The 18136-nt window shown below is 61.6% G+C and carries 21 protein-coding genes, 3 tRNA genes and 1 pseudogene; 7 read left to right on the forward strand and 18 right to left on the reverse strand.

The features are described 5' to 3' along the window. Positions 1–37: 37 nt before the first annotated feature. The 7 genes from rplL to EB815_RS23285 form a co-directional block, all read right to left on the reverse strand. A complete protein-coding gene (gene rplL, locus EB815_RS23255) occupies positions 38–415 on the reverse strand; it encodes a 50S ribosomal protein L7/L12 (protein WP_010909265.1) in 378 nt (125 codons plus the stop codon). 54 nt (positions 416–469) lie between these two features. Further along, positions 470–988 carry a 50S ribosomal protein L10 gene (rplJ, locus tag EB815_RS23260; RefSeq protein WP_019857958.1) on the reverse strand — a complete coding sequence of 173 codons (519 nt, stop codon included), beginning with the start codon at positions 986–988 and terminating at the stop codon, positions 470–472. Positions 989–1361: 373 nt separating this feature from the next. Beyond that, positions 1362–2060 (reverse strand): 50S ribosomal protein L1, encoded by a 699-nt coding sequence (gene rplA / locus EB815_RS23265; protein WP_056568375.1) that lies wholly within the window; start codon positions 2058–2060, stop codon positions 1362–1364. A 4-nt stretch (positions 2061–2064) separates the two neighbouring features. Further along, the gene (gene rplK / locus EB815_RS23270) at positions 2065–2493 is read right to left on the reverse strand and encodes a 50S ribosomal protein L11 (RefSeq protein ID WP_010909262.1); all 429 of its coding nucleotides are present in this window, start codon (positions 2491–2493) and stop codon (positions 2065–2067) included. 189 nt (positions 2494–2682) lie between these two features. Further along, a complete protein-coding gene (gene nusG, locus EB815_RS23275) occupies positions 2683–3210 on the reverse strand; it encodes a transcription termination/antitermination protein NusG (RefSeq protein ID WP_010909261.1) in 528 nt (175 codons plus the stop codon). Positions 3211–3239: 29 nt separating this feature from the next. Then, positions 3240–3443, reverse strand: coding sequence for a preprotein translocase subunit SecE (gene secE, locus EB815_RS23280; protein WP_010909260.1), 204 nt, complete (start codon positions 3441–3443; stop codon positions 3240–3242). A 791-nt stretch (positions 3444–4234) separates the two neighbouring features. Then, complete coding sequence (locus tag EB815_RS23285; protein WP_056568378.1) at positions 4235–4426, reverse strand: hypothetical protein; 192 nt, start codon at positions 4424–4426, stop codon at positions 4235–4237. Positions 4427–4605: 179 nt separating this feature from the next. Here EB815_RS23285 and EB815_RS23290 point away from each other — a divergent pair, with 179 nt between their 5' ends. Then, complete coding sequence (locus EB815_RS23290; RefSeq protein ID WP_155772409.1) at positions 4606–4782, forward strand: hypothetical protein; 177 nt, start codon at positions 4606–4608, stop codon at positions 4780–4782. Between the two features lie 54 nt (positions 4783–4836). Here the strand turns inward: EB815_RS23290 and EB815_RS23295 are convergent, their stop codons facing one another. Beyond that, the gene (locus tag EB815_RS23295; RefSeq protein ID WP_155772408.1) at positions 4837–5046 is read right to left on the reverse strand and encodes a hypothetical protein; all 210 of its coding nucleotides are present in this window, start codon (positions 5044–5046) and stop codon (positions 4837–4839) included. Positions 5047–5132: 86 nt separating this feature from the next. Between EB815_RS23295 and EB815_RS23300 the strand changes: the two genes are divergently transcribed. Beyond that, positions 5133–5684, forward strand: a complete 552-nt coding sequence (locus tag EB815_RS23300; protein ID WP_056568384.1) for an inorganic diphosphatase — start codon at positions 5133–5135, stop codon at positions 5682–5684. A gap of 67 nt (positions 5685–5751) precedes the next feature. Here EB815_RS23300 and EB815_RS23305 read toward each other — a convergent pair. The 4 genes from EB815_RS23305 to tuf all read right to left on the reverse strand — a co-directional run bounded on the left by EB815_RS23305 (position 5752) and on the right by tuf (position 9533). Continuing rightward, a tRNA-Trp gene (locus tag EB815_RS23305) sits at positions 5752–5827 on the reverse strand. Positions 5828–5979: 152 nt separating this feature from the next. Next, the gene (locus EB815_RS23310; RefSeq protein WP_056568387.1) at positions 5980–6462 is read right to left on the reverse strand and encodes a group II truncated hemoglobin; all 483 of its coding nucleotides are present in this window, start codon (positions 6460–6462) and stop codon (positions 5980–5982) included. 87 nt (positions 6463–6549) lie between these two features. Then, complete coding sequence (locus EB815_RS23315; protein WP_056568391.1) at positions 6550–8193, reverse strand: hypothetical protein; 1644 nt, start codon at positions 8191–8193, stop codon at positions 6550–6552. A gap of 164 nt (positions 8194–8357) precedes the next feature. Further along, positions 8358–9533, reverse strand: coding sequence for an elongation factor Tu (tuf, locus tag EB815_RS23320; RefSeq protein WP_010909256.1), 1176 nt, complete (start codon positions 9531–9533; stop codon positions 8358–8360). A 293-nt stretch (positions 9534–9826) separates the two neighbouring features. On the opposite strand from tuf, the gene EB815_RS23325 reads away from it, so the two are divergent. Both EB815_RS23325 and EB815_RS23330 read left to right on the forward strand, forming a co-directional pair. Then, positions 9827–10714 carry a DMT family transporter gene (locus EB815_RS23325; protein ID WP_056566407.1) on the forward strand — a complete coding sequence of 296 codons (888 nt, stop codon included), beginning with the start codon at positions 9827–9829 and terminating at the stop codon, positions 10712–10714. Positions 10715–10832: 118 nt separating this feature from the next. Beyond that, complete coding sequence (locus tag EB815_RS23330; protein ID WP_171883312.1) at positions 10833–10970, forward strand: hypothetical protein; 138 nt, start codon at positions 10833–10835, stop codon at positions 10968–10970. A 162-nt stretch (positions 10971–11132) separates the two neighbouring features. On the opposite strand, the gene EB815_RS23335 is transcribed toward EB815_RS23330, so the two are convergent. Further along, positions 11133–11390, reverse strand: a complete 258-nt coding sequence (locus EB815_RS23335) for a GlsB/YeaQ/YmgE family stress response membrane protein (RefSeq protein ID WP_056566410.1) — start codon at positions 11388–11390, stop codon at positions 11133–11135. A 130-nt stretch (positions 11391–11520) separates the two neighbouring features. On the opposite strand from EB815_RS23335, the gene EB815_RS23340 reads away from it, so the two are divergent. Continuing rightward, positions 11521–11979 carry a YidB family protein gene (locus EB815_RS23340; protein WP_056566413.1) on the forward strand — a complete coding sequence of 153 codons (459 nt, stop codon included), beginning with the start codon at positions 11521–11523 and terminating at the stop codon, positions 11977–11979. 78 nt (positions 11980–12057) lie between these two features. Here the strand turns inward: EB815_RS23340 and EB815_RS23345 are convergent. Together EB815_RS23345 and EB815_RS23350 are read right to left on the reverse strand one after the other, a co-directional pair. After that, positions 12058–12131, reverse strand: a tRNA-Gly gene (locus EB815_RS23345). A 90-nt stretch (positions 12132–12221) separates the two neighbouring features. After that, a tRNA-Tyr gene (locus EB815_RS23350) sits at positions 12222–12306 on the reverse strand. A gap of 202 nt (positions 12307–12508) precedes the next feature. On the opposite strand from EB815_RS23350, the gene EB815_RS23355 reads away from it, so the two are divergent. Further along, on the forward strand, positions 12509–13357 hold the full coding sequence (locus tag EB815_RS23355; RefSeq protein ID WP_056566416.1) for a TrmH family RNA methyltransferase: 849 nt from the start codon (positions 12509–12511) through the stop codon (positions 13355–13357). A gap of 119 nt (positions 13358–13476) precedes the next feature. Here the strand turns inward: EB815_RS23355 and EB815_RS23360 are convergent. The 3 genes and pseudogenes from EB815_RS23360 to gcl all read right to left on the reverse strand — a co-directional run. Next, positions 13477–14388 (reverse strand): annotated as a pseudogene (locus EB815_RS23360) (2-hydroxy-3-oxopropionate reductase); the annotation flags it as partial. Between the two features lie 96 nt (positions 14389–14484). After that, on the reverse strand, positions 14485–15282 hold the full coding sequence (gene otnI / locus EB815_RS23365; protein WP_056566423.1) for a 2-oxo-tetronate isomerase: 798 nt from the start codon (positions 15280–15282) through the stop codon (positions 14485–14487). 17 nt (positions 15283–15299) lie between these two features. Continuing rightward, positions 15300–17081: a glyoxylate carboligase gene (gene gcl / locus EB815_RS23370; protein ID WP_056566427.1), complete on the reverse strand. Its 1782-nt coding sequence runs from the start codon at positions 17079–17081 to the stop codon at positions 15300–15302. A 211-nt stretch (positions 17082–17292) separates the two neighbouring features. Between gcl and bhcR the strand changes: the two genes are divergently transcribed. Further along, positions 17293–18114, forward strand: a complete 822-nt coding sequence (gene bhcR / locus EB815_RS23375; protein ID WP_056566431.1) for an HTH-type transcriptional regulator BhcR — start codon at positions 17293–17295, stop codon at positions 18112–18114. Positions 18115–18136 lie beyond the last annotated feature (22 nt).

Raw genomic sequence — 18136 nt, forward strand, 5'->3', positions numbered from 1 at the left:
GTGGCGGACGGCGCGAGGCCGCCCGCCGCTTTTACGCTTACTTCAGGTCGACCTTGGCGCCGGCTGCTTCCAGCTGGGCCTTGAACTTGTCGGCGTCAGCCTTGGAAACGCCTTCCTTGACCGGCTTCGGAGCCGCTTCGACCAGGTCCTTGGCTTCCTTGAGGCCAAGACCGGTGATGGCGCGGACTTCCTTGATGACGTTGATCTTCTGAGCGCCAGCGTCGGTGAGGACGACGTCGAATTCCGTCTTTTCCTCGGCCGGAGCAGCAGCAGCGGCAGCGCCGCCGGCAGCGGCAACCGCCACCGGAGCAGCAGCCGAAACGCCCCACTTTTCTTCCAGAAGCTTCGACAGCTCGGCCGCCTCGAGGACGGTCAGCTTCGAAAGGTCGTCTACGATCTTTGCGAGATCAGCCATTGTTGTATTCCTTCGTTAGGTTCGAACGTGTGTTTTTGATAGCGAGGAACGGCCTCATGCCGCCTCGTCCTTCCGGGCGTAAGCGCCGATGACGCGCGCGACCGAGGCCGCTGGCGCATTGACGATCTGGGCGATCCGGGTTGCCGGCGTGGCGATCATGCCAACCAGTCGGGCGCGCAGCTCATCGAGCGACGGAAGTGTGGCGAGTGCCTTCACACCGTCGGCGTTGAGCGAGGTGGTGCCCATCGCGCCGCCGAGAATGACAAGCTTGTCATTTCCCTTGGCGAAATCGGACGCGACCTTCGGCGCCGCAATCGGATCCTCCGAATAAGCAATCAGCGTCTGTCCCTTGAACAGATCGATGATCGATGCGGAGTCCGTGCCCTGAAGAGCGATTTTGGCGAGACGGTTCTTCGCGACTTTAACGGTGCCACCGGCAGCGCGCATTTTCGACCGAAGGTCGTTCATTTGCGCGACGGTGATACCGGCATAGTGGGCCACGACGACTGAACCTGCGTTTCCGAACGCTTCGTTCAGGCCCGTGACGAGTTCGCGTTTTTCCGCTCTGTCCACTGCCTATCTCCAGTTGACCCCTGCCCTGTTTCGAGGACAGGCGTCGGGTTGCCTTTTGCCGGCCGGGCCATCCAGTAACGGATCTCCCGAACGACGCTCGAGGATCCTGCCCCCTTTCGCCACACCGGCGGCAAGCCGACGATGCGCAGACAAAAGGCAAACACGGTTCGAACCTTTCATTGGAGCACTTGCTCCTTTGTCGGGTCTTCACCCGTCTCATGCAGGCCCACATGAATTAAGGCTTTTGGGCCGCCTGCAATCTCGGACAGGATGTCCGGAAGCCTTTCGACTTCCGGCACCGGGCCCAGGATAAATCCGGGGCCCGGAATTCAGTCTCGGATCGGCCTTTCAGCGGCCGATCCAAATTGTCTAATCAGGACGCAGCGAGCGTCGCGACGTCGAGCTTGAGGCCCGGGCCCATCGTCGAGGTGACCGACACCTTCTTGACGTAGTTGCCCTTGGCGCCAGCCGGCTTTGCCTTGGTCACCGCATCGGCGAAAGCGCGGATGTTCTCTTCGAGCGCCTTGACGTCGAACGAGACCTTGCCGACGCCGGCATGAACGATGCCGGCCTTCTCGACACGGAACTCGACCGCGCCGCCCTTCGATGCCTTGACGGCGGCGGCGACGTCGGTGGTGACGGTGCCGACCTTCGGGTTCGGCATCATGCCGCGCGGGCCGAGCACCTTGCCGAGACGGCCGACCAGCGGCATCATGTCCGGCGTGGCGATGCAGCGATCGAAATCGATCGTGCCCTTCTGGACGATGTCGACCAGGTCTTCCGCGCCGACGATGTCGGCGCCGGCGGCCTTGGCTTCCTCTGCCTTGTCGCCACGGGCGAACACGGCGACACGAACCGAGCGACCGGTGCCGTTCGGCAGATTGACCACGCCGCGGACCATCTGGTCGGCATGGCGCGGGTCGACGCCGAGATTCATGGCGACTTCGACGGTCTCGTCGAACTTGACCGAGGAACGGTCCTTGAGCAGCTTCAGCGCTTCACCCAGGGCATAAGCCTTGTTGGGATCAATGCCTTCGCGGGTCTTCGATACACGCTTTGCAATCTTTGCCATGATCTCAGCCCACCACTTCCAGACCCATCGAGCGGGCGGAGCCCTCGACCATGCGCATGGCCGCCTCGACGTCGTTTGCGTTCAGATCCTTCATCTTGGCGGTCGCGATTTCGCGCACCTTGTCGCGCGAAACGGTGCCAGCCTTGACCTTGCCCGGCTCCTTCGAGCCCGACTTCAGGTTCGCGGCCTTCTTCAGGAAGTAGCTCACCGGCGGCGTCTTCATGACGAAGGTGAACGACTTGTCCTGGTAGTAGGTGATGACGACCGGAACCGGCGATCCCTTTTCCATTTCCTGGGTCTGCGCGTTGAACGCCTTGCAGAACTCCATGATGTTAATGCCACGCTGACCAAGCGCCGGGCCGATCGGGGGCGACGGCGTAGCCGAACCCGCGGAAACCTGGAGCTTGAGCTGGCCTGCAATTTTCTTAGCCATCTCTTTTCCTGCCTTTGTCTATGCCGGCCCCACCATCAGGGAAAACACCGGCGGTTGCAGTCTGGTGGTGCGGTTTACGTGGCCGGCTAAAGCCACATTCGCCTCCCACCGTTCTCAGGCCGTGCGTTTCCGCACCGCCTCCCCCGATCGCCGAGCCGGCGTCGCCGGCTCAACATCGGGGATTTCGGCTCAGCCCTTTTCGACCTGTCCGAATTCCAGATCGACGGGCACGGCGCGCCCGAAGATCGAAACTTCCACCTTGAGCCGCGCCCGCTCCTCGTCCACTTCCTGGACGAAACCGTTGAACGACGCGAAAGGACCATCCGAAACGCGGATCGCCTCGCCGATCTCGAACGTGACCGACGGCTTCGGCCGCTCGACGCCTTCCTGCACCTGGTTCAGGATGCGCTGCGCTTCCGCCTCGGTGATCGGCACCGGCTTGGAGTCGCCAAGAAAGCCGGTGACCTTCGGCGTGTTCTTCACCAGGGAGAACACGGCATCGGTCAGATTGGCCTTCAGGAGCACGTAGCCCGGGAAGAACTTGCGCTCGGCATCGACCTTGCGGCCACGACGAACCTCGACGACCTTTTCGGTCGGCACCACGATCTGCTCGATATCGGCGGACAAGCCCTTCTGCTTGGCCTTGTTCTCGATGTCCTCGGCGACCTTCTTTTCAAAGTTCGAATAAGCGTGGACGATGTACCAGCGCGCAGCCATTTTTTTAGACTTCTCCGTATTCGCCGGACTTAGCGTCCAATGCCCAGAATCTGTTCGATCGCGAGGCCCATCAACTGATCGGCGCTGAAGAAAAAGATCATCGCAATCACAGCGAAGGCCAGAACCATCACCGTCGAGATCATCGTTTCGCGCCGCGACGGCCAAGTCACCTTGGCGGTCTCCGAGCGAACCTGCTGGAGAAAGACGAAAGGATTTGTGGTTTTCGAAGCCATATGCCGCCTGTCTTCAAGACCCGTTGGCCGGGCCTCCTGGATGATCCCGCTGGCCGGGACGTGCCGCCTGAGCCCAGTCTCGCGCCGAATCAGCGCAATCATTTCGCCCATGCAAATCAGACGCGTAAAGCCGGCTTCCCAGCTCCACGCGTCGCGTGCCTGTTCCGTCTACATAAAACCGATTCTTGATCCACGCAAGTGGCAAGTGTCCGCTTTATGACCAAACGCCGCCTCGGAACCATCCAGTCGTTCCGTCCCGGCTATGGCGCCCTTATGCCCCAATCGGGCTAATATGGCAAGCGTGTCGCCGGTTTTCAAAGGCCGGTCCGCAGAAATATCGTTCTTGATGACCATTTCGAGAATGGGAGGAGTAGCGGGTTGAACCTACGACCCGCGATTCTTCAGGCCGATTGTCCTTACTGCATCGCGTGCCCCCCCCGGTGCACATTCGGTATTCGACGAGGAAAATTGGATCAACGGCTGGGCGGAATGTCTTGGGGCCTTTTACAGAGGTCGGCTTGACGCAGTTCGGCGGAGCTCGACCCGCCTCGCCCAATCGCCACCCTCGGAACCATTGTTCGTTCCGTGCCGTTGGGTGTTCGTAAGGGGCATCATCAAATGCAAATGTCGGAGGATTTAGGCAAATCGCCGGAAAAAGGCGGTGACGGCGTGGTGCGCCGTTTGGTCGAAGAAACCGGCATTACCGAAAACCAGGCCCGCGAGCTAATCGTCTTCCTTGGGCTAAATTGGACATCGCTTCTGCGAGAGGCCAGGATCTTAAAACCGAGGCATTAGATCCGTACGACCTTATCGAGACCAAGGCGAAGTCGCTGACCTTCCGCAAAGGCTAGAGCGAACGATTCCAGTTCGAATGATCGGGTAATTTCCTGATCCGCCTCGATCACGCGCACGAACCATTCGCCGCAGGCTTCGACCACTTCGACCGCTGGTTGGCGTATGCCATCTGGGAGCACGTCATCCATCGCGTTGCCTCGCGAGCAATGGGGAAACGCCTATTGTCATAACGCTCAGCCAAGGTGGCTTTCAATATCAAATGTGGTTGACCCGGATCCAGTCCTAGCCGGGTCTGATCGCCTTCATTTTCCAGGGAACATTTTTTCAAGTTGGCACTTTTTTGGCCGTCAGACCAAAGGAGGCTGTCATGAAGCGGCGCGTCGATCGCGAAAAGATTGAACGGGCGAACCGCGAGAGCAAGGTCGTGCTGGATGCGGAACGCAAGGCCAGGGAAGATAAGACGGCGCGCCTACGAGAACAGCGATTGGCTTTGCAGGCAGGCAGCCCACAAGTTACGGCGCAACGCCGAAGCAATCCAGATTAGAGCCGGAAGCGGCTTTGCGATCGGCAGACCCGGCGCCGTCCGCTTTCAGAGAGCCTACTTGTGCTCCTGACGCCTTTCGATCTCGTATGTTAGCCATCGGCAGAACATACCGGCGATCGACGATGCGGCGCCGCCAAGTAAGCAGGCGACGAGCAGCGGACTTTGTGAAGCGCTTTTCCAACTCACGATGGCGAGGAGGACAACGCTCAGCGTTGAAATCAAATAGCCCACACCCTTGAGCATTTGCAGAGCAGCTTTTGTCATGCCTGAAATCTCCTTGAAGGCTGCACTTCGGAACATTCTTCACGCCCCGAAGTTCCAGAGCCGACCCACATCTGCGAGGCGTCTTGATGCCCAACTTTCTAAAGCTGCCGACAACGGCGAATGCCCTGATCAGAGTGGTGATCGAAACCCCACGTGGTGCCGCGGCGAAATTGGCCTATGATCCGGCGACGCAGGTTTTTGGATATGTCCGCCCTTTGCCGGTTGGAATGAGTTATCCTTACGATTGGGGCTTTGTTCCCTCCACATTGGGCGAGGATGGTGACCCTCTTGATGGGCTCGTTATTCATCAGGCGGCTACCGCGCCAGGCGTGATCATCAAATGCCACTTGCTGGGTGCGTTGCGTGTCAAGCAGAAGGATCGGGACGGCAAGGCAATCCGCAATGATCGATACATTTTCTGTCCTCACAAGGAGGATGCGGAAGACGAGCCCGCGGTCGCAGACCAAGTGCCCGAGCACCTCAGGCGGGAAATCGAGCAGTTCTTTCTCTCATCGGTGCTTGGGACCGGAAAAACCATCAAATTCAAGGGCTGGCAATGCGCTGACGAGGCATTACGAGCGATCCGCAAGGGCATGAAGGCCTTTGCTGCTCGCGGATCAAGCCGTATTAAGGGCTAATCGTTCGGCTGGCTATTCCCGCCAACCGAACGGCATCCAATCCTTTGTCGCGATTTTCCTGGGAAAATGGCACGGGCAGCAGGGCTCGAACCTACGACCTGCGGTTTTGGAGACCGCCGCTCTACCAACTGAGCTATGCCCGTATCGTGTGCGCCTTGGCGCAGCAGGGGTTTCCTAAAAGCTTCCGCGCTCTGTGTAAAGAGTGGTTTGCACGCAAACGCGCCTTCATCCCCTCGCCGGAGATCCGGACCACCGATGACTGGCCGCCGCTTCGGCCTGTTCTGGACGTCTACGACTACGATTTCACGGCCGGCGGCTTGTATGGCCCGCCAGGCACGCCCCAACCCCAGGCCGGCATCGGTTCGGTTTCCGGATCGCAAGTCTCGCCCAGATTGGAATTCATCTTGGCCAGCCGCGATCCCCATTCGACATAGCCCATGAAGGCCGAACGGAACTCGGGATCGTCGGGCAGGCCAACGGCATCGGCGGCATCGGCGAGCAGGTTGATCCAGCGGCGCTGCTCCTCGGTCAAATGCTTGCCCAGATGATGCATGACCATCTCGCGGTGGCCGCCGAACTTTTCGCTGTAGGTCTTCGGTCCACCGAAGACCTCGCCGATGAAGGCCGCGACATGGGCGGGATGGTCTGGCGACATGGCCTTGAACACCGGCCCGACGACCGGGTCCTGCGCCACCTTGTCATAAAAGGTCCGTGTCAGCCGGTTCAGGGCTTCGCTGCCGCCGGCCCATTCGTAGAGTGTCGGAACGTCCTTGCGCATGGTCACCTGTCCTCAATGCCGCTGACGGTAGCGGAAAGACCCGGCCGGCCTCAACCTGCCTCGATGGCCAGTTCAACATACGCGACGTTACAGTTTGGCCGGCATGTCGGCTTCGGCATTGGCAGACGGCACGACCCGGCAATTGTCGGGCCTCGGAACCGATCTGCATATGGTGGCGCCTGTCATTTCGTCAGCAGACTGACGTCCGGTCGCCAGCCCGAATTTGAGTATCGTCTCACGATCAAGCTGCTGTTGATCCGGGGAAATGGCGAACAGGCCAGGCCTGACCGCCATTTCCTCGAGATACGCATCGACCTTGTCCTGAAAGCCAAGGGATCCCACGCTTAGGCGCACGGCCGGACCAATCAAGCGTCTGACGCCACCGGCAACCATGATCGGACAGGCCGAAGCACATTCGCCCTCCGATTCGATGGTGAGCCCGCCATGGACGCCCTCCTTGGCCAGGCAATCCGCCGAGGGATCGCAATCCACGAAATCGGTGTGAGCGACGACGACGTCGAGCCTGCGTTCCCGGATGAGCCTGCCCGCCGCAAGCGCGCCCTCGACATCTCCTCCTCGCGAGCTGATGACGATCGGCAGCCGCCGGCCGGCGACGGCATCGAGCGCCTGGCGCAGGCTTTCCGGCGTCCGCGCGGTGATCGTACCCTCCGCCGAGATCCATTCCGGGCAGTCGGGATCGCACAGCGGGTTGCTGCCGCGGACGAGCACAAAACGCATGTCCGCTTCCTTTGGCGCCGTAGTCCTGGCCGACGAGGGTAGAGCGGGGCCTGCCTGGGCGGTCGCGACATTGGCCGGCCTTGTCCCTTTGTCCTTGTCCGTCAATATCTCCCGGCAATTCGCCGGCATCGGATCTGCCTTGCAGATCGTGCTGGCGGTGAAAAGCTCGACGGTGTCCAGGGACGTGACGAGGTTCATCCGAAGCATGTTTTGGAGAACCAATTGATGGATATCGGTGGCCGGCGTGTTCTTCATCGTCAGGAGTACGCCGTCACCTATCCCCATGCCTTTCAGATATGCCGAAAGCTTCTTCTCGACCGCCTTGCTCATTTCGTAGGTCTTGTAGCTGCCCGCGTTCCTCCGGCTGACAATTTTGGTGCTGATGATCTTCTTCCTGCCGTTCACGATCCGGTAGGTGGTCCGATAGAGCAGCTTCTCGCGCTGGTAGGTGGTGGTGATTTGGTGGACGCCGAGATAGGCGAAGTCCCCGACCACGCGGCGAATTCCGCCGGAAAACATCAGCGGGCAAGCAGAATTGCACATGGCGCCGTTGTCATAGGCTGTGCCAAAGTAGTCGGCGCCCTTGTCCTTGCAATCCTTCATCCGCGGCTCGCAGCCGGAAAACGCCGTCGTGCCGACGGCGATATCGAGCCTGTTCTTGCGGATCATCCGGCCGAGCGTCACCGCAGCATCGACGTTGCCGCCGGGGGAATTGACGACCACGGGCAATTGGCGGCCTTTGAGCGCCTTGAGCGTGCGCTTGAACAGCGATGGCGTGCCCGCCTCGATGGTGCCTTCAGCCGATATCCATTCGGGACAATTGGGCTCGCAGCCCGGCACATTGCTGCGCACGACCGCGAACCGCATCGACGGTATGTCCAGCGACTGCTCCTGAGCCTGCGCCGCCGAGACCGACAGCACCATGGCCGTCAACAGCACGACACGGACCAGCGCCCGCAACCACCATGCCTCGAAACAGCGCCCTGGAACCACTCTTTCGCCAAGCTCCCGCAATGCAAGCCATACTAGTTGGCGCGATGGCGCTTGCAACAGCTTTGAAATTATTGCGGCTGACAGCTGTCCCGGCTGCCTGGAAACAAAAAAGGGCGGTCCGAAGACCGCCCTTTCCGTGTCGATCCGGCCAATGCCGGCGTCGATTATTCCTTGATGGTGACGACGATGCCGGCACCGACGGTGCGGCCGCCTTCACGGATGGCGAAGCGCAGCTTCTCTTCCATGGCGATCGGCACGATCAGCTCGACATCGACCGTGATGTTGTCGCCAGGCATCACCATCTCGGTGCCGGCCGGCAGCGACACGATGCCGGTCACGTCGGTCGTGCGGAAGTAGAACTGCGGGCGGTAGTTGGTGAAGAACGGCGTGTGACGGCCACCTTCGTCCTTGGTCAGGATGTAGGCTTCGGCCACGAACTTCTTGTGCGGCTTCACCGTGCCCGGCTTGGCCAGAACCTGGCCGCGCTCGACACCTTCACGATCAACGCCGCGCAGCAGCGCGCCGATGTTGTCGCCAGCCTGGCCCTGATCGAGCAGCTTGCGGAACATTTCCACGCCCGTGCAGGTCGTCTTGGTCGTCGGACGGATGCCGATGATCTCGAGTTCCTCGCCAACCTTGACCACGCCGCGCTCGACGCGGCCGGTCACGACCGTGCCGCGGCCCGAGATCGAGAACACGTCCTCGATCGGCATCAGGAACGGCTTGTCGAGCGGACGAACCGGGGTCGGGATGTAGGCGTCGACCTGAGCCATCAGCTCGCGGATCGCGTCCTCGCCGATCGTCTTGTTCGAATCCTCAAGAGCGGCCAGCGCCGAACCCTTGACGATCGGAATGTCGTCGCCGGGGAACTCGTTCTTCGACAGAAGCTCGCGAACCTCGAGCTCGACCAGCTCGAGCAGCTCGGCGTCGTCGACCTGGTCAACCTTGTTCAGGAACACCACGATCGACGGCACGCCGACCTGACGGGCGAGCAGGATGTGCTCGCGGGTCTGCGGCATCGGGCCGTCGGCGGCCGAAACGACCAGGATCGCGCCGTCCATCTGCGCGGCGCCGGTGATCATGTTCTTCACATAGTCGGCGTGGCCGGGGCAGTCGACATGGGCGTAGTGGCGGTTGGCCGTCTCGTATTCGACGTGGGCCGTCGAGATCGTGATGCCGCGCGCCTTCTCTTCCGGTGCCGCATCGATCTGGTCGTAGCGCTTGTACTCGCCAAAATACTTCGTGATCGCCGCCGTCAGCGACGTCTTGCCATGGTCAACGTGACCAATCGTGCCGATGTTCACATGAGGCTTAGTGCGCTCGAATTTACCTTTTGCCATAGTCTCTTTCCTTGGACGGCCTTGACCTTCAGTTCAGTCGAATGCGGGGCGATTAGCGACAAAGGCCAAAAAACACAAGCGTCTTTTGGCTGGGTGCCGTCTCACTCAGTCCGAACCTGGGATCCGATTGCGGGATGTGGCGCTGATATAGGAAGGCTCGGCACGAAATGAAATGGGTGACAGGCCGGCCGATCGAGGTCTGCGTCAAGCGCTCTTACCCGCCGATCCCTGTCCGGCTCGCGGCCGACTGATGGCCCATTGCGGTGGCGACCGACGTCTGATCTCCTGACCTCATGCATTTCATCCCTGCTTCAATCCGCGGCCCGCTGTTCATGATCGTTTCGACGGGGTCGTATCTCGTCAACGATACGATGATGAAACTCGCAACGGCGGGCTTGCCCTCCTACGAGGTGCTGTTCCTGCGCGGGGCCGCGGCAACACTCTGGGGCTTCCCGCTGCTGTTCCTGCTCGGCTATGGCAAGCAGATTCCACTGATCTTCGACGGCCATGTGCTGCGCCGAAACCTGCTCGAGCTGGCGGCGATTCTTTGCTATGTCGTTGCACTCGCCAACATGCAAATCGCCGATTCCACCGCGCTCGGACAAATCACGCCGCTGTTGATGCTGGTCGGCTCGTCGATCCTGTTTGGCGAACGCATCGGCGGCCAGCGCATGGCGCTGATCGGGATCGGCTTCATCGGCGCCCTGATGGTGGCGCAGCCGACCATGCAAGGCATTTCGGTCTATGCCCTGCTGGCGCTCGGCAACGCGGCGCTGTCGGCCGCGCGCGACCTTGCAGGCAGGCATGTCCCCGCGGAAGTGCCCGGGATGATCGTGGCGATTTCCGCCGTCTTGGTGGTGCTGGTCGGCGCGGGTGCCGCGCATCTGATATCCGAGCAATGGGTCATGCCCGAGGGGCGCCATTTGCTGCTGATGGCCGGTGCCGGGTTTTTCCTGATCTTCGGCCATTTCTTCATCTTCATGGCCTATCGCGTCGGGCCGACCAGCGCGGTGGCGCCGTTCTACTACTGCTTCACCGTCTGGGCCGTCATTTCAGGCCTGCTGGTGTTCGGGCAGTTCCCTAACACGCTGGCGGTCTGCGGCATCCTGCTGGTGGTGGCCAGCGGACTGACGATCGTGTCGCTGGACCAGCGCAAACGGAGGCTGACTGTCGTAGCCTAGTATCGGCGCCATCGCGCCTGTCTTGCGCCGCTGTTGCAGAGGCCAGATTGATCGTCTATTCGGCCATGTATCGTCCATTCGGCGAAGACATGATCAATTCAGCCAAGGGAGGTTCCCCATGACCGATTTTGACCAGAACAAGAGTTCCGACGCCGAGCACAAGGCCGCCATTCGCAAATCGCTGGTCGGCTGGGCGGTATTCATCGCGGGAACGCTGATCTTCTTCGCCGCGGCCGATGCGGTGCTGATGCCATAGGCAAGCCCGAAGCAGGTCTTGCCTCGGCCGAAATTCGAATTTCGGACGATCCGCCCTGCGCCTAAAGCGGTCCACCGTTTCGCGGAAACGGCGACCGCTCCAGCCTTTTGTTTTGGCGCAATTCCTATGGGAAAACCGCCTAACACTTTTCCTGGAATTGCCCTAAAGCGTCCGGCGTCCGCTGAACTGATGGTAGGCCCACAGCACAACCACCGCGCCAACCACCGCGACGATCAGGCTGTAGATGTTGAGGCCAGTGACGCCCGACGCGCCGAAGGCACTGAAGATCAGGCCGCCGACAATGGCGCCGACAATGCCAAGCACGATATCCATTATCATGCCCTGGCCGGTCTTGTTGACGATCTTGCTGCCCAGGAAGCCGGCGATGACGCCGAGTATGATCCAGCTGATGATTGACATTTTTTCCTCTCCATCCCCCGCCGCCCCAACATTTTCATATGATTGTCAAAACCTCAAGCCAGCTTGAAATTCCGGCCGGATGCGCCATTGTTGCGGATGGGCCGGGCTTGGTTGAGATGGAGGATCCACTATGGGACTTTTTGACAACGCCGTTCCCGGCGGCAACATCACCAAACCGCTGATGATCGCGCTTGGCGCATTGCTGGTCGGAAAGATGCTGAGCGGCAGAAGTGCCGAGCAGCCGGATCAAGCGCCTGCGCCAGCCGACCCACCCCCTACCGGAACCACCGCCAGTGATGGCGGCCTGCTCGGCGGTCTGGGCGGCCTGCTCGACAAGCTCAGGGATGCCGGCCACGGCAACACCGCGGACTCCTGGGTCGGCACCGGGCAGAACCAGTCGATCAACGCCAATGATCTCGGAGCCGCGCTTGGGCCGCAAGTCATCCATGAGATCGCGCAACGCACCGGGCTGGACGAACAGGAGCTGCTCAAGCAGCTGTCCACCGCCCTGCCTGGCATCGTCGACAAACTGACACCGAACGGCCAGGTGCCTCAGCAGCACCAGGTGGCATCGGCGTTCAACAGCTGACGCGGCGCAGATTATGCCTGAAGCGCTGCGCGTTTGGTCGCGCAGTGTCCGGGCTTACCGATGGCGGGGATGAAAACCTGGAGCGGGTAGCGGGAATCGAACCCGCATATTCAGCTTGGAAGGCTGCTGCTCTACCACTGAGCTATACCCGCGCCTTGCACTGAAGTATCGGATTCACCCGAAAAGCGCCATGCACTTTTCGGCCCGATGCTTTTCTCGTTTCAGGGCTTCCGGGCCGGCAGTGGTGGAGAGGGTTGGATTCGAACCAACGTAGGCTAAGCCAACGGATTTACAGTCCGTCCCCTTTAACCACTCGGGCACCTCTCCAGTCTGCCGCCGGAGCCATGCAACGAGGCATTCTTGCCGATCCCGGAGCCCGAGATAGATGTCTTCTCCGAAATCAGCGAAGCGCCTTATGGCGGCAAGGCCATTGGGTGTCAACCGCGCAGGAAGGGTTTTTCGATGTTGTTCGCCGGCTGCGGCGACAAGGCATATCCTTGGTCACGGGAGACAGCTATAGAAGCCGGCCATGAGCAACAATTCCAACACCCCGAAAGACACCCATTACGCCAAGCTGCGCCGCGCCTTTCGCGACGAGAAAAACGGCGGCGCGCCGGCGTTCCGGCCGCGCCAGCCCGTTCCGCCCGGCGAAAACACCGCCGACGGCCTGGTGCGGCTTTATGGCCTGCACACGGTGCGGGCGGCACTCGACAATCCGCGCCGCAAGATTCGCAAAATGCTGGTGACGCGCAATGCGGCCGAGCGTCTCGAGATTGCCGATCTTGCCGCCCTGCCCTTCAAGGCGGAACTGGTCGAACCCAGGGATATCGATAAGATCACCGGATCGGATGCCGTGCATCAGGGCGTGCTGATCGAGGCGGAACCGCTGAAGCCCAAGCGCTTGGACGCGCTCGGCGACACCAAGCTGGTGCTGGTGCTCGACCAGGTCACCGATCCCCACAATGTCGGCGCCATCCTGCGCTCGGCGGTCGCCTTCGGGGCCGGTGCGCTGATCACCACGGCGCGCCACAGCCCGCAGGAATCGGGCGTGCTGGCGAAATCCGCCTCCGGCGCCCTGGAACATATCGACCAGATCGAGGTGAAGAACCTGGCCGACGCGCTCGGGCAACTGCATGAGGCCGGCTTCCAGACGATCGGGCTTGATTCGGACGGGCCGGCGGAACTCGAGACCAGCTTTGCCGGCGACAGGATCGCGCTGGTGCTCGGCGCCGAAGGCAAGGGCCTGCGCCAGAAGACGCGCGAGACGGTGACGACGCTGGCGCGGCTCGATATGCCCGGCGCCATCCGCTCGCTCAACGTGTCGAACGCTGCGGCGGTGAGCCTTTATGCGGCGCGGGCATTCTTGAAGCGCGGCTGAGCCGAAAGCGGCAGACTATTTGCTCCAAACGAGAACGGGTCCCGGCGACAGACGCCGAAACCCGTTCTTCGACGGACGGAAGTTGGCGACTTGGGAACGTTACGTCGCCTTCTCCCGACCTATGCCGCTTTGCCGCCAACCTCGAAATTGGCCATCCGTTCCAGGGCCCTGACGAGCGCCGAATGATCTTCCTTCGCGCCGCCATTGGCGGCGCAGGAATTGAACAACTGCTGCGTGGTCGACGTGTTTGGCAATGACACACCGAGCGCCTTGGCGCCCTCCAGTGCCAGGTTGAGATCCTTCTGGTGCAGTTCGATCCGGAAGCCCGGCGCGAAGGTGCGCTTGACCATGCGCTCGCCATGCACTTCGAGAATGCGCGAGGCTGCCAGCCCACCCATCAGCGCCTGCCTGACCTTGGCCGGATCGGCGCCGGCTTTCGATGCAAAAACAAGCGCTTCTGCGACGGCTTCAATGGTCAGCGCGACGACGATCTGGTTGGCGACCTTGGTGGTCTGGCCGACCCCGTTCGGGCCGACCAAAGTGATGTTCTTGCCCATCTTCTCGAAGACGGGTTTTGCGCGCTCGAAGGGCTTGTCCTCGCCACCGACCATGATGGTGAGCGACGCCGCTCTGGCGCCGACCTCGCCGCCGGACACCGGCGCGTCCAGATAGTCGCAGCCGAGCTCGTTGATCTTCTTGGCGAAGGTCTTGGTCTCGATCGGCGAGATCGAGCTCATGTCGATGACCAGCTTGCCTTTTGCCAGCCCGTCCACGACGCCGTTCTCGCCGAACAGCACATCGGCGACCTGCGGCGTATCCGGCACCATGGTGATGATGATGTCGGCCGCCTTGGCGACGGCGGCGTGGCCGGAGACCGACTTCAGCCCCTTGGCGACGAGATCCGCCGGCGGCTTGGAGCGATGATCGCTGGCGATGACCTTGTAGCCGGCATCCAGCAAATGCCCCGCCATCGGCGCGCCCATGATGCCGAGGCCGATGAAGCCTATGGTTTCCATTATGGTTCTCCTGAAGTCTCTGCTCGAACTCGTCGAAGGTTGGCGCTGCCCCTCATCCGCCCGCCGGCACCTTCTCCCCGTATAGTGACGGGGAGAAGCGAAGCGCTCCGCCTAAGCCGCCGCGCTTCCCTGCCCGGCCAAGTCCCGGAACCAGCCCAGTCCGGCCTCGGTGCCGGCCTTCGGCTTGTATTCCGCGCCGATCCAGCCGGAATAGCCGATGCGGTCGATGTGGTCGTAGAGGAAGGGATAATTGATCTCGCCCGTTCCCGGCTCGTGGCGGCCGGGATTGTCCGCAAGCTGGATATGCGCGATGCGGCCGAGGTTGGCCTCGATTTTACGGGCGAGATCCCCCTCCATGATCTGCATGTGATAGATGTCGTATTGCAGGAACAGGTTTCTTGAGCCGACCCGGTCGATCAGCGCCAGCGCCTGTTCTGAATAGTTCAGGAAGAAGCCCGGAATGTCGCGGGTGTTGATCGGCTCGATCAGCAGCCGGATGCCGGCCTGCTCCAGTTTTTCCGCGGCGAAGGCCAGGTTTTCGGCGAAAACATCCTCCAGCACCTTGCGGTCGGCGCCGGCAGGCGCGATGCCGGCCAGGCAGTTTACCTGCGGGCAGCCGAGCGCCTGTGCATAGGTGATCGCCTCGGCGATGCCCTGGCGGAATTCCGGCACGCGGTCCGGCAGTACGGCGATGCCGCGCTCGCCCTTGCCCCAGTCGCCGGCCGGCAGGTTGAACAGCACCTGGGTCAGGCCGTTCTTCTTCAGCCTCGCGGCCACCACCTCGGGCGCATGGTCGTAAGGGCCGATATATTCGATGCCCTTGAAGCCCGCGCGCGCTGCTGCGTCGAAGCGATCGAGGAAATCATGCTCGCCAAAAAGCATCGACAGGTTGGCTGAAAAACGTGGCATTCTTCTTGTCCCTCTTATCAGTCGAGCATCACGATCGCGGTCGGGGCGTCTTCTTGATGTTCGGCAAGGTCCTCGAATTCGGTGATCTTGTCGATCTCGGTGCCCATCGAGATGTTGGTGACGCGCTCGAGGATGAATTCGAGCACGACGGGAACCTGGTGCTCCTTCATCAGCCGTTGCGCCTCTCTGAAGGCGGCGGCGAATTCCTCGGGCTTGCGCACCCGGACCGCCTTGCAGCCCATCGCCTCGGCCACGGCGACATGGTCGACGCCATAGCCCGCCTCCGGATCGCCTGACCGGTTGATGTTCTCGAAGGCGAGGCTGACCTCATAATCCATCGAGAAGCCGCGCTGCGCCTGGCGGATCAGGCCGAGATAGGCGTTGTTCACGACAACATGGATGTAGGGCAGCTTATGCTGTGCGCCGACCGCCAGTTCCTCGATCATGAACTGGAAATCATAATCGCCCGACAGCGCCACGATGGTGCGGTCCGGGTCGGCTGCGCGAACGCCAAGCGCGGCAGGCAGCGTCCAGCCGAGAGGGCCGGCCTGACCGCAATTGATCCAGTTGCGCGGCTTGTAGACATGCAGGAACTGCGCCCCGGCGATCTGCGACAGACCGATCGTGGTGACATAGGTGACGTCACGGCCGAACGCCTTGTTCATCTCCTCATAGACGCGCTGCGGCTTCAGCGGCACCTGGTCGAAATGCGTCTTGCGCTTCATCGTCCTCTTGCGGCCCTGGCACTCCTTTGCCCAGCCGGACCAGTCGCGCAGCTTTCCGGCCGTCTTCCACTCGGTGGCGACGTCGAGCAGCATCTTCAGCGCGGCACCCGCATCGGACACAACGCCGAGGTCCGGGGCGAAGACGCGTCCGATCTGTGTCGGCTCGATGTCGACATGGATGAACTTCTTGCCCCTGGTGTAGACGTCGACCGAGCCGGTGTGGCGGTTGGCCCAACGGTTGCCGATGCCGAAGACGAAGTCGGCCTCCAGCATCGTCGCATTGCCGTAGCGATGCGACGTCTGCAGGCCGCACATGCCGGCCATCAGCCGGTGGTCGTCCGGAATCGCGCCCCAGCCCATCAGCGTCGGGATGACCGGAACGCCGGTGATTTCGGCGAACTCGATCAACAGGTCGGATGCATCGGCATTGATGATCCCGCCGCCGGCGACGATCAACGGCTTGTCGGCCGCGTTGAGCATGGTCAGCGCTTTTTCCGCCTGGGCCCGCGTCATCGCCGGCTTGAAAGGCGCCAACGGTTCATAGGCGTCGATGTCGAATTCGATCTCGGCCAGTTGCACGTCGACCGGCAGGTCGATCAGTACCGGGCCAGGCCGCGACGAGCGCATGAGGTGAAATGCCTTCTGCAGCGCCATGGGGACGAGATAAGGTTCCATGACGGTGACCGCCCATTTGGCGACGGGTGCCGCGATGGCGGCGATGTCGACCGCCTGGAAATCCTCCTTGTTCAGCCGTGCACGCGGTGCCTGGCCGGTGATGCACAGGATCGGTATGGAATCAGCTGATGCCGAATAGAGCCCGGTGATCATGTCGGTGCCGGCTGGACCCGACGTACCGATGCACAGCCCGATATTGCCCGCCTTGGCACGGGTGTAGCCTTCGGCCATATGCGAGGCGCCCTCGACGTGGCGGGCGAGAACATGGCGGATGGTGCCCCGAGCCTTCAGCGCCGAATAGAGCGGATTGATCGCCGCGCCCGGCACGCCGAAGGCGCAGGAAATACCTTCCTTCTCAAGAACAAGAACCGCCGCATCGACAGCGCGCATCCTGGCCATTTTCCGGCCTCCACTGGGTTTGTCGTTGTTGGATGACTGAGGATGTCAGCAAGCCGGCTATTTTTCAATTTTTCCAGAATATTTTTTCATTTCTATAAAATGGCTCCTATACCTTGATTTCGTTTGTTTTTTGGTTTTCCAGGATTTTTTCTCCCGCCCAATTGAAAAACTTTTTCATTGCACGTTTGGAGAAATCGGCGAGACTGGCGTCATGGAAACCACCGAGAAACGGCAGCGTGGTCGGCCCCGCGCTTTCAACGGGCCATCCGAGGCCAGTTCGGTGCAATCGCTCGACCGGGCGTTGCGCATCCTGGCCATCGTGGCGGAGGGCAACGGCCTGTCGCTGAGCGAGATATCGGCGCAAAGCGGCCTTGCCGCCTCCACCGCCTACCGCATGCTGACGACGCTCGAAAACCACCGCATGGTCGAGTTCGACACATCAGACCAGTTGTGGTCGATCGGCGTCGAGACCTACCGCATGGGCGCGGCGTTCCTGCGCCGCCGCAAGCTGGTCGACCGCGCCCGCATCGTCATGCAGGAACTGATGGAAAAGACCGGCGAGACCGCCAATCTCGGTGTCGCCGAGGATGATTGCGTGGTGTTCGTCAGCCAGGTCGAGACGCACCAGGCGATCCGCGCCTTCTTCCGCCCGGGAACACGCAGCCCCTTCCACGCGTCGGGCATCGGCAAGGCGGTGCTGGCGCATCTCGAACCGGAGCGCGTCGGGACCATCTTGCGCAAGGCCGGCCTGCAGCGCTTCACCGACAAGACGCTGTCCGAGATCCCTGCCCTTGCCCACGACCTGGCCGTCATCAAGCAACGCGGCTGGTCGGTCGACGACGAGGAACGGCACCCCGGTATGCGTTGCGTGGCCGCCGCCATCTTCAACGAATTCGGCGAGCCGATCGGCGGTGTCTCCGTGTCGGGGCCGACCGTGCGGGTGACGCCGGAGCGGCTGGCCGAGATCGGCCCGATGGTACGCGGTGCCGCGGCCGAAGTGACCAGGATGATCGGCGGCGCGCAAGCCGGTTGATCAGCAGCTTGCCCAGGCAATG

Source organism: Mesorhizobium loti, assembly GCF_013170705.1.
GTDB lineage: Bacteria > Pseudomonadota > Alphaproteobacteria > Rhizobiales > Rhizobiaceae > Mesorhizobium > Mesorhizobium loti_D.